Origin of the sequence: Streptomyces sp. OfavH-34-F, assembly GCF_022347745.1 — a bacterium.
In the GTDB taxonomy this organism is placed as follows: Bacteria; Actinomycetota; Actinomycetes; order Streptomycetales; family Streptomycetaceae; genus Streptomyces.
In genome coordinates this window covers 1-10,704 of the sequence record NZ_JAKRGC010000223.1, presented here as the reverse complement: position 1 = coordinate 10,704, position 10,704 = coordinate 1, and the positions used below count along the sequence as shown (strand labels likewise).

General features: G+C 74.5%; 9 protein-coding genes and 1 tRNA gene. 4 read left to right on the top strand and 6 right to left on the bottom strand.

The window, feature by feature from the left end; all coding sequences use genetic code 11:
• Window positions 1-1,021, top strand: a 1,021-nt coding sequence (locus tag MHW47_RS25505; RefSeq protein ID WP_374230150.1) for an AAA family ATPase, incomplete at its 5' end; no start/stop codon positions are given.
• A gap of 71 nt (window positions 1,022-1,092) precedes the next feature.
• Here MHW47_RS25505 and MHW47_RS25500 read toward each other — a convergent pair.
• Window positions 1,093-1,752 (bottom strand): hypothetical protein, encoded by a 660-nt coding sequence (locus MHW47_RS25500; protein ID WP_239226109.1) that lies wholly within the window; start codon window positions 1,750-1,752, stop codon window positions 1,093-1,095.
• A gap of 47 nt (window positions 1,753-1,799) precedes the next feature.
• Here MHW47_RS25500 and MHW47_RS25495 point away from each other — a divergent pair, with 47 nt between their 5' ends.
• Window positions 1,800-1,988 carry a DUF5703 family protein gene (locus tag MHW47_RS25495; RefSeq protein WP_018103708.1) on the top strand — a complete coding sequence of 63 codons (189 nt, stop codon included), beginning with the start codon at window positions 1,800-1,802 and terminating at the stop codon, window positions 1,986-1,988.
• A gap of 100 nt (window positions 1,989-2,088) precedes the next feature.
• Here the strand turns inward: MHW47_RS25495 and MHW47_RS25490 are convergent, their stop codons facing one another.
• The 3 genes from MHW47_RS25490 to MHW47_RS25480 all read right to left on the bottom strand — a co-directional run bounded on the left by MHW47_RS25490 (window position 2,089) and on the right by MHW47_RS25480 (window position 4,723).
• On the bottom strand, window positions 2,089-2,847 hold the full coding sequence (locus tag MHW47_RS25490; protein WP_239226108.1) for a chaplin: 759 nt from the start codon (window positions 2,845-2,847) through the stop codon (window positions 2,089-2,091).
• A 134-nt stretch (window positions 2,848-2,981) separates the two neighbouring features.
• Window positions 2,982-3,215, bottom strand: a complete 234-nt coding sequence (gene chpH, locus MHW47_RS25485) for a chaplin ChpH (RefSeq protein ID WP_239226107.1) — start codon at window positions 3,213-3,215, stop codon at window positions 2,982-2,984.
• A gap of 173 nt (window positions 3,216-3,388) precedes the next feature.
• Window positions 3,389-4,723 (bottom strand): M20/M25/M40 family metallo-hydrolase, encoded by a 1,335-nt coding sequence (locus tag MHW47_RS25480; protein WP_239226106.1) that lies wholly within the window; start codon window positions 4,721-4,723, stop codon window positions 3,389-3,391.
• Between the two features lie 183 nt (window positions 4,724-4,906).
• Between MHW47_RS25480 and MHW47_RS25475 the strand changes: the two genes are divergently transcribed.
• Window positions 4,907-4,994, top strand: a tRNA-Leu gene (locus MHW47_RS25475).
• Between the two features lie 18 nt (window positions 4,995-5,012).
• On the opposite strand, the gene MHW47_RS35980 is transcribed toward MHW47_RS25475, so the two are convergent.
• Together MHW47_RS35980 and MHW47_RS25460 are read right to left on the bottom strand one after the other, a co-directional pair.
• Window positions 5,013-9,428, bottom strand: a complete 4,416-nt coding sequence (locus MHW47_RS35980) for a tetratricopeptide repeat protein (RefSeq protein WP_308381715.1) — start codon at window positions 9,426-9,428, stop codon at window positions 5,013-5,015.
• Between the two features lie 6 nt (window positions 9,429-9,434).
• Window positions 9,435-9,755 (bottom strand): CU044_2847 family protein, encoded by a 321-nt coding sequence (locus tag MHW47_RS25460; RefSeq protein WP_239226105.1) that lies wholly within the window; start codon window positions 9,753-9,755, stop codon window positions 9,435-9,437.
• A 157-nt stretch (window positions 9,756-9,912) separates the two neighbouring features.
• Here MHW47_RS25460 and MHW47_RS25455 point away from each other — a divergent pair.
• The coding region (locus tag MHW47_RS25455; protein WP_239226104.1) for a hypothetical protein at window positions 9,913-10,704 on the top strand (792 nt) is incomplete at its 3' end.

Below are 10,704 nucleotides of genomic sequence, written 5' to 3'. Positions count from 1 at the left end.
CCTGCGGGCCCTGGGCGCCGCGCACAGCGAGGACGGCCGGCGGCGGCTGGCCCGGGACATCGGCGACCCGGAGGCGGCCGTGACGCTCGCCGGGCTGCTGTCCGGCGCCGAGGGGCCGGGCCGGGACGAGGAGGGGGCGCTCGCCCTCGACCTGCTCGTCGTGCTGGACGCGCCCCAGCTGGACGTGGAGACCGGCGCGATGCTGGTGGAGTCCCTGGCGGACGGCACCCGCCTGGTGCTCAGCGGCGACCCCGGGGTGCTGGGGTCGGCGGGCGCCGGCCAGGTGTTCGCGGACGTGCTGGCCGCCCGCGCCTGCCCCCGCGTCGTCTCGCGCACCCCGGACGCGGGACCGATCGGCGAGCTGGTCTCCGGCATCGGCGCCGGTGAGCTGAACCAGGTGGCCGCACCCGGCAAGGAGGTCGTCATCGTGCCCGTGCGGGACGCGGGCGAGGCGGTGCACCGCACGGTCCAGCTCGTCGCCGACTCGGTGCCGCGCGCCCTCGGGGTGCCGTCCGGCGACACCCAGGTCATCACGGTCGGCCACGGCGGGTCGGCCGGCACCCGTGCGCTGAACGAGGCGCTGAAGCAGCGGCTCAACCCCGGTCCCGGCCGCTTCGGCGGGTTCGATCCGGGCGACCGGGTGGCCCATGTCCCGGCGCCGGGGCGGACGGTGCCGGGCGTCGTCGTGTCGGCGGACGCGGACGGGCTGCACCTGGACTGCGCGGGTGTCCCGGTCGTCGTGCCGCAGGAGCGGGTCGCCGGGTCCGTGCGGCACGCGTGGGCGCTCAGCGCCCATCAGGCGGCCGGGATGCGGTGGCCCGCCGCGGTCGTGGTGCTGCCCGGCGACGCGGCGCGCGGGCTGAGCCGGCCGTGGGTCTACACGGCGTTCGGCCGGGGCGAGCGGCACCTGTCCGTGGTGCACGGCGTGGACCAGGCGCTGCCGCGCGCGGTCGCCGAGGTGCCCGCCCAGGAGCGCACCACACGCCTGCGGACGCTCCTGGAAGCCCCGCAGGAACCGTAGGGGGACGCGGGAGGGCCCCGCGGGCGCACAGGGCGTCCGCGGGGCCCTCTTGCCGGTTGCGGTGCGGGCGGTCAGCCGAGGCCGAGCGCCGGCCCCTCCGGCTCGTCGTCGAGGTCGTCGTCGTCGAAGACGGCGCTGACGTCGAACCGGCAGACCACCAGTTCCGGGTCCGTGTCGTCGAAGGGGGCGGCCAGCCACTCCCCCGGCTCGGGCAGTTCGTCCGCCGCCGCCACCCAGAGCGTGGCGTCGCCCTCCTCCAGGCCGAACTCGGTGTGCCGGGAGGCGATCTCGTCGGCCTCGTACTCGCCGAAGAGCACGCCGAGGGCGGCGTGGACGCTGCCGCCGGCCGCCTCCGCGCCCCCGCCGTCCCGGAGGTCCGGGTCGGCGTCGGCGAGGCGCTGGGCCTGGGCCAGCAGCCGCTGGGGCTCCGCCACGGCGTAGTCGCGGCGGATCAGCACGCTGATCGCGTGCGGCTCGTCGGGTCCGTTGTAGGGCGGGAGGGCGTCCTGCTCTCCCGGGATCTCGAAGGGGGTGACCTCGTCGTAGCGGTCGTAGAGGAGTTCGTCGTAGGCCTCCGCCGCGGCGGCCAATGCGTTGAACGCGTCGTATACGGCGGGATCATCGTCCCCCGACCGGCGTTCGACCGCCGCGAGGTGGTGGTCGATCGCGGCTTTGACCGCGTGGGCGGCGGCGCGTACCTCGGCAGCGGTGGGCTGCGCAGCATCAGACATGGGGCAGACGCTATCCGTACCGGGCCCCTGCCCGCACAATGGATTCGATGCCGGAATACGAATTTGTCGATGTGTACGTACCACGCGGGGTGTCCCGGAAGGACACGGCCCGCCTGTTGACCGACCATGCCGAGTACGGGCACTGGGAGCTGGACCGCCTGACGCTGCGCCGGGACGGCAGCCGCCGCGTGCGGCTGCGCCGCCGGATCATCCGTCAGCTACGGGCCACGTGGTGAGCCGGACGGTCCGGCCGCAGCCCTTCTGAGCATGCGAAACGGGCCCCGCCGTGTGCGGGGCCCGTTCCCTTCGTCGTACCCACCCCCTGGAGGGCTGCCGTCAGGCGGCGGCCTTGGCGCGGCGGTAGAGCACCGTGCCCGCACCGGCGAGCAGCAGTCCCGCGCTGGCCGGAATGAGGAGGTCGAGCCCGCCCGCTCCGGTGTGGGCGAGCTGCGGCGTCTCCGGCCCGTGCGGCTCCGGCACGTTCGGGACCTCCGGAGCGGGCGGCTCCGGGGTCGGCGGGGTGACGTGCTCGGGCGGGGGTTCCGGAACGTCCACCGGCGGCGTGCTGTTGTTCTCGCACGAGTTGCCGAACGCGGGGTTGAGCAGCGCGATGACGTCGACGCTGTTGCCGCAGGCGTTCACGGGGATGTCGATGGGCGCCTGGATCAGGTTGCCCGACAGCACCCCGGGAGACCCGTGCGTGTACCCCTCGGCGGTGGCGCCGCCCCCGTTGCCGTCGGCCCGGTGCTTGCCGGTGCCCGCCCCCTGGCCGTGTCCCCCGGAGGCCGGGGCGCCGGCGTGGCTGCCGGACGTGCCCGACGCGGCGTCGTGGCCGCCGGCGGACGCGCCGTTCGACGTGTTCGCGCAGGAGTTGCCGAAGGTTGGGTTCAGCAGCCCCACGACGTCCACGGAGTTTCCGCAGACGTTGACCGGCACGTTGACCGGAATCTGCACCGAATTCCCTGAAAGCACCCCCGGGGAATTCGTCGCGGCGCCGGACGCTCCCGCGTCGGCGTGCGCGTAGCCGCCGCTGAGGGCGAGAACGCCGCCCGCGGCCGCCATGGTGATCAGGCCTTTTCGCGTGACCTGTCGCATACGTGTTTCCTGCCTTCTACCTTCCGGAGTACCCCCGGACTACCGTGCGGAGGCAAAGGACCCGCAGCCCCGGAACGCATGGAGTGCGCTCCGGGGCCGAGCGGGCTCAAACCCTTACGGGTTGACGCGCAACGTCAGTCGTTGACGCAGACGTTGCCGAAGGCCGGGTTCAGCAGCCCGATCACGTTGATCGTGTTGCCGCACACGTTCACCGGAACGTGGACGGGAACCTGGATGACGTTGCCCGAGATGACGCCGGGGCTGCCGATGGCGGCACCCTGCGCACCCGAGTCGGCCACGGCCATGCCGGCGCCGGCGAGCACCAGACCACCGGTGGCAGCCGCCGCGGCGACGATCTTCTTGATCATGATTCCTCCTAGTTGGCAAACACGGTCCCAGCCGCGGACCGCATCACCTGTAACGAGGAGGGAGTGAACGGGGCTACGAGTAAAACGCCCCATTCACCCGTTCCGGTTAGAGGCGTACACCCTGGCGAATTACGCCGTCACGCGTCGGCGCGGACCAGGGATCGGCGGACGGATCAGCTGTGGTCGATGAACCGGTCCAGGACGCGGGCGCCGAACTTCAGGCCCTCGACCGGCACCCGCTCGTCCACGCCGTGGAACATGCCGGCGAAGTCCAGCTCGGGCGGCAGCTTCAGCGGGGCGAAGCCGAAGCAGCGGATGCCCAGGTCGTCGAAGGACTTGGCGTCCGTACCGCCGGAGAGCATGTACGGGACCGCGCGGGCGATCGGGTCCTCGGCCCCGAGGGCCGTCTGCATGGCGTCCACGAGCGCCCCGTCGAAGTCGGTCTCCAGCGCCTTGTCGCCGTGCACGTCCTCGCGCCGCACGCGCGGGCCGAGGATGCGGTCGAGGTCGGCCAGGAACTCCTCCTCGTACCCCGGCAGGAACCGCCCGTCCACGTGGGCGGTGGCCTGTCCGGGGATCACGTTGACCTTGTAGCCGGCGCCCAGCATGGTCGGGGCGGCGGAGTTGCGCAGGGTGGCGCCGACCATCTTGGCGATCCCGCCCAGCTTGGCCAGGGTGGCGTCCATGTCCTCCGGGTCCAGCGGGGTGCCGAGCGCGTCCGACAACTCGTCCAGGAAGGACCGCACGGTCTTGGTCACCCGCACCGGCCAGGTGTGCCGGCCCAGCCGCCCGACCGCCTCGCACAGCTCGGTGATCGCGTTGTCGTCGTTGGTCATGGAACCGTGGCCCGCCGTGCCGTCCACGGTCAGGCGCATCCAGTGCATGCCCTTCTGCGCGGTCTCGACGAGGTAGAGCCGCAGGTTGTCGTTGACGGTGAACGAGAAGCCGCCGACCTCGCCGATGGCCTCGCTGACGCCCTCGAACAGGTCCGGATGCTCGTCCACCAGGTAGCGGGCCCCGTACGTGCCCCCGGCCTCCTCGTCGGCGAGGAAGGCGAGCACGATGTCGCGCGGGGGCTTGCGGCCGCTGCGCATCCGGTCGCGCACGACGGCGAGCGTCATCGCGTCCATGTCCTTCATGTCCACCGCGCCCCGGCCCCACACGCAGCCGTCCGCGATCTCGCCCGAGAACGGGTGGTGGGTCCAGTCGTGGGCGTTGGCCGGGACCACGTCGGTGTGGCCGTGGATCAGCAGGGCCGGCCGGGACGGGTCCTCGCCCTCGATCCGCGCCACGGTGGACGCCCGCCCCTTGTGGGACTCGAAGATCTTCGGCTCCAGCCCGACCTCCGCGAGCTTCTCGGCCACGTACTCGGCGGCCGCCCGCTCGCCGGGCCCGGAGTGGTCGCCGTAGTTGCTGGTGTCGATACGGATCAGGTCACGACAGAGGTCCACCACCTCGTTCTCGGCAGTCTCGCCCAAGCCGCTCAGGGCCGCATTGGTCTCGCTCACGCTGGTTCCTTCCACTGTCGCCGCGGTGCTCCCCCTCATCCTCCCGCGCCCGGCCCGCACACCCAAGGCCGCACGCACCTCGCCATACGCCCTTCACAGGGGACCTGGCGTGATCGAGCACCCTCCAATGTTTGCTATGGTTTTCCACGTCGGAACGGGCGAGGCCCGCGAGACAGACACCTTGTCCGGGTGGCGGAATGGCAGACGCGCTAGCTTGAGGTGCTAGTGCCCTTTATCGGGCGTGGGGGTTCAAGTCCCCCCTCGGACACCAACCACAGGCCCACGGTTCTCAGGAACCGTGGGCCTGTGTCGTTGCCGGGGGTGTCGGGTCCGGGGTGCGGTCCGCCAAGGCGTACCAGAAGGCCGCCTCCTCGTGGGCGCCCTCGGCCGCCGCCACGTCGCCGAGCAGCGTGAGCAGGGCCGGGGGCAGCGGGTGCGGGGCGGGCGGGGCCGGGCGGCGGGGCAGGGTCAGGGTAGGGGTGTCGCCGCCGGGCAGGTCCGGGGCCGGGGGGTCCGGCGGGGGTGCGGGGTCGTCGGGGGTGGCCAGGGGGGCGTAGATCTCCAGGGCGCGCTCCCGTTGTCCGGCGCTCAGCAGCAGTTCGGCGTACGTCTGGCGGGCGCCCGTCTCCGTGTCGGCGTCGTCGGCGCACTCGATGGCCTGTTCCAGCCAGGGGTACGCCGCCTCCGGGCGGCCGTCGGCGGCCAGGACCCGGCCCAGGAGGAGCAGGGCCTGCGGGCGGTGCTCGGTGTCGGCGGAGCGGGCCAGGGGCAGCAGGACCTCCTCGGCCTCGGGCAGCAGGCCCAGGCGGAAGAGGGTGCTGCCGAGGTAGCGGCGGGCGAGCGGTTCGGTCTCCGGGTCGCCGGCCGCCAGCGCGTCGGTGAGCAGTTCGCGGGCCCCGTCCAGGTCGTTGACGGAGCGGCGGACGACGCCGAGCAGGGCGGCGATGCGGGGCGCGGTGTCCGGGCCGGACAGCTCCAGCGCCGCTTCGAGGAGTTCCCCGGCGGTCTGCACCTCGCCGGTCTCCAGCAGGTACTCGCCGGCGCCGAGGTAGCCGGCGACGATGGCCTCCGCGTCGCCGGAGTCCTCCACGCGGACGAGGAGCGCCTGCGCCGCCTCCGGGTCGCGGTGCAGCAGCCGGACCGCGAGCCAGGCCCGTGCCACCTCGGTGACCTGGGAGGGTTCGCCGTCCACGACGGTGCGCACCAGGTCCTCGGCGGCCTCGTCCTCGCCGTCGGCGGCCAGGCACTTGGCGAGGTGGAAGCGGGCAAACTGGGAGGCGGCGCCGACGTCGGCGTCCGCGGCGGCCCGCAGTTGCTCGCGGCCCTCCTCGGGGCGGTCGCTGCCGAGAAGGACGACGCCGAGGACGCCGCGCGCCCAGGCTTCGGCGCCGGGGTCGTCCGAGGCGGCGACGACCAGGAGCAGGCGTTCGGCCTCCTCGAAGTCGCCGTGGTCGGCGAGCATGACGGCCAGGTCCATGCGGGCGATGAGGGACCACTGGGCGTGCCCGGAGTCGATGGCGAGGCGGTAGGAGCGCTCGGCCTCCTCGAAGCGGCCCTCGCGGACGAGGAGGTCGCCGAGGAGGTCGGCGGCGCGCGGGGCCTGGTGCGGGTGGCCGGACGCGATGACGCCGCGGAAGAGGGCGGCGGCCTCCTCCGCGCCGCCTTCGCGGGCGGTTCGCAGCAGGGCCAGTTCGATGCGGACGATCTGGACCCAGTCGCGGTGTCCGGAGGCGACCGCGAGCCCGTACGCCTCCTCGGCCTCCTCGATGCGGCCCTCGCGGACGAGGAGGTCGCCGAACGCGGCGGCGGCGAGCGGCGAGAGCCCGGGGTGGCCGGTCTCGATGACGGCGTCGAGGAGCCGGGCCGGGCGTTCCAGGCCGTCACCGGCGGCGGCGAGCATCAGCGCGAGTTCGACGCGTGCCATGCCGCCCCACTCGGGGTGGCCGGTGGCGATGGCCCGTTCGAACCATTCCTCGGCGGTCTCCAGGTCGCCCTCGTTGGCGTACCACTCGGCGAGGCCGCACAGGGCGCGCGGGCCCTGGGCCGGGTGGCCTGATGCGGCGGCCTCGCGCAGCAGGTCCATGCCCTGGTCGATGAGGCCGCGCGGCCGCAGCGACACGGCGAGCAGGATTTTGGCATACGGGATGAGGAGCGGGTTGCCCGAGGCGATCAGGGTGCGCAGGACCTGTTCGGCCTCCTCGTTGCGCCCGCGCACGATGAGCAGTTCGCCGAGGCCGATGCGGGCGCGGGGCACGGCGTGGAAGCTGCCGCCGGCCAGGGCGGAGCGCAGCAGTTCCTCGGCGCGGTCCACATCGCCCTGGCTGATGAGCATGGAGCCGAGGCTGGCGCGGGCGACGGAGGCGACCTGGCCGGCCATGGACTCGCCGACGGCGCGGGACAGGGACCAGGGCTGTTCGGAGGGTTCGGTGCGGCCGACGGTGGTGGTGCCGGCGCGTACGGTGGCCTTGCCCTGGCCGCTGCCGGGGCGCTGTCCGGTGCGGGCGCCCGCGGCGTCCCCGTCGGCTCCGCTGAGCACGCTGACGAGGCGGGCCTGGGCGAGCGGGGCGGCCTCGGTGTCACCGGCCGCGACGATCGCCTCCAGCATGCGTTCGGCGCGTTCGTACTCGCCGTCCGCGAAGAGCAGGGTGGCGAGGCTGACCTGGGCGACCTGGGAGAGCTGGGGGTCGCGGGCGGCGACGGCGCTCTCCAGGAGCCGGCGGGAGCGGTCGCGGTCGCCGTACATCATGAGGAGTTCGGCGAGGACGGCCTGGGCGAGCGGGACGACGCTGTCCACGCCGGAGTCGGCGGCGCGTTCCAGGAGGCGGGCGGCGGCCTCGAAGTCGGCGAGGTAGAGGTGCATCTCGCCGAGCATCAGGGCGGCCCAGGCGGCGCTGTCGCGGTCGGCGGTGCCGTCGGCGATGCCCTGGAGAAGGCGTTCGGCGATGGTCTCCTCGCCCCGGACGAGCGCGGTGTAGGCGCTGGGGAGGAGCGCGGCGGGCGGGCGCCGGTCGGCGAGGTACCGCCAGGCGAACCAGGGCACGGGCGCGGACGGGTCGTCGTCGCGGCTGTCGAGGTATTCGGCGAGGTAGGGGGTGCCGGTGTAGCCGCCGGGGCCGGGGGCGCGGTGGACGAGGGCGATGGTGCCCGCGACCGGTTCGCGGGCCCAGGCGAGCGCGGTGCGGTAGGCGGTGTCGTCGGCGTCGAGCGCGGGGTGGTGCTCGGCCAGGTAGTGGGCGAACAGTTCGCGCAGGACGGCGTCCGGGACGGGGTCGGGGACGCCCATCCGCATCCAGTCGGCGGCGGCCCTGGCCAGGGCCCAGCCGGCCGGGCAGCTCTCCGCGCCGTCCGTGAAGCGCTGTTCCAGGCTGGGGGCGGCGACCATGAGTTCGCCGATGCCCCGGGCGGCGAAGTCCTCGCCGGGGTACATGCGCCGGGCTGCCTCGGCGTCCTGCGGGCCGAGCAGTGAGGGCAGTTCGACGGTGGCCGCCTTGTTCAGCACGGTGCGGGCGATGCGGCCGACGTCGTTCTCCATGGCGGTGAGCGCGGCCCGCTGCTTGGCGGGGATGGTCGCCACGACGGTCACGGCGGGGGTGCGGCGGGCGAGCCGGTCCAGGATCTGGAGGTCGAGGCCGCCGGGGTGGAGGTAGCGGTGCAGGTCGTCGAGCCAGAGCACGGCCCGGTCGCCGCCGGTGGGCAGGTCCAGCCGGCTGAGGTCGTCCAGGGTGCGGCGGGCGGAGTCGCCGGGGCGGGGCACGACGAGCCGGGCGTCCGGCATGACCCGCGTCAGCGCCTCGTACAGCGTGCGGGACTTGCCGGCCTTGGAGCGCCCGGCGAGCAGCACGAACCGGTGGCCGGTGAGGAGTTCGGCGAGCCGGTCGTCCTGGGGGCTGCGGCGTACGTAGGGGGCGCGGGCGTCGTCGTCCGGGCCGGGTTCGCTGTACTTGGAGCGGCAGACGCCGATGTCGTACGGGTCGACCCGGTCGGCCCTGGGGATCTCGCCGTCCTCGGTGAGCGGCGTCCACAGGAGGTCCTCCAGGCGGTCGCGGACCTCGTCCGTCGTCAGGTCGCGGACGAGGGGGCCGAGGGCGGGCCAGTAGCGGACGAGGGCCTCGACCTTGATGGCGTAGGCGGTGCGCCGGTCCACGGAGGTGACGGAGTCGCGGGCGACGAGCATGCCGACGACGCCCCGGCTGTTGACGTCCCACACGGGGCCGCCGGAGAAGCCCTTCTCCAGGCCCCAGCCGGTGTGCGGGCCCGCCTCGACCTGGAGCCACTCGCTGCCGGCGTGGCCGATGATCTCGCCGCGCACCGGGACGCCCCGGCGCTTGTGCTCCTCGGGGTAGCCGTAGGCGCGGAAGCGGTGGTCCCAGGTGCCGGGGGCGGTGGTGCGCAGCGGGGCGGGCGCGGCCTCGGGCGGTGCGGGCGCGGCGAGTTCGAGGACGGCGACGTCGCCCGTGCCGTCCCCGGTGTCGGGGTGCCAGCCGCCGGGCACGACGGAGGCGGGAAGGGGATCGTGCGGGGCGGCGTACTGGAACCGTACGTAGACGGGGCGGCCGGGCGGTTCGGGGGCGCGGCCGGGGCCGACGACATGGGCGCAGGTCAGGATGTGGCGCGGGGTGACGAGGAGTCCGGCGCCCACCGGGTCGCCGTGCTCGCTCCTGCGTACGCTGACGAGCCAGGGCGGGCGCTCCCAGTCGGGCGACACCGTCCGTCAGCCCGCCTGGGGGCGGTTCCAGGAGACCTTGACCGTGAAGTGTCCCTCGACCGCGGTCTTGGCGATGACCACTCCGGATTCGGCGTTGAACTTCATGCCGAACTCGATCTCGTAGGCGTCGGGGCCGAGAGCGCGCACCGACTCCATCACGGAGCGCAGGGCGGGCCTGGTCTGGGCGAGGGCGTCCTCCAGCCGGCGGCCGGCGCGGACGACCTCGCCGGAGTCCCGCGAGATGCGTTCGAGGCCGGGGGCGTCGTCGGGCACCTCGACCTGGAGCGAGGCTCCGTCCGGCCCTTCGAAGGACACGACTTCGGCCATGAAGTCCCCCTGCTCGTACGGTGGTTGTGCGGCGGCCGGGGTGGTCCGGCGATTCGATCGTATCGGCCGGGAAGGCTTCGCGCGGGGGCTTCCGGTGATGTGATGATGGTCCGCCTGCACGCCGAGCCGGCGCACCGACCGGGGAACGGAGACCGCCGTGAACGAGGCCGCCGAGGAGATCGCCGCCGCGCTGGCCGGGCCCGGTGCGCGGGAGCCGGAGGCGGAGGTCGCGCTGCGGGTGCTGGGGCTGGCGCTGCGGTGGGCCGGGGCGGCGCTGGGGCGGGTGGACGGCGGGGAGAGCGGGGCGCCGGCGCTCGCCGTGCTGTTCGCGCTGGAGGACGCGCTGGGCGAGACCGGGGCGCTGGCGGACGCGCTGCCCGCGCTGCTGGCGGCGGCGATGCCGGGTGAGGCGTTCGGCGGCGGCACCGAGGAGCTGATGCGCCGGCTCGCCTCCGTACGCGAACGGGTCGGGCAGGAGCGCGAGCGGGTCGAACTCGCGCACGCCGCGCTGGAGAAGCTGACCGCCGCCGAGGAGGGGCTGCGGGAGCGGCTCGCCGAGCACGAGGCGCTGCGCCGCCAGGTGGACGAACTGCGCCGGCTGGAGCGGCTGGTGCTGGCGCTGGACGCGCTCCAGGAGCAGCAGGAGGTCATCGCGGAGCGGCTGGCCGCCCTGCGCGGCCGGGACGTGGGGGTGGAGGAGACGCTGCGCACCAGCGGCGACGCGCTCCTCCGGCTGTCGGAGGACCGGCTCGCCGCGCTGGCCCCGCGTACCCGGGAGGTGCTGGAGCGGGCGGAGGCGGCGCAGCGCGCGCTGGCGGCCGAGGAGCGGGCGCACGGGGACGCGGCGGCGGACCTGGCGGAGCGGGAGGCCCGGCTGGAGCGCATCAGGGACGCGCAGGGCGACCGGGTGGCGTCGCTGCGGGTGTACGCGGCGGCGGACCGGGAGTTG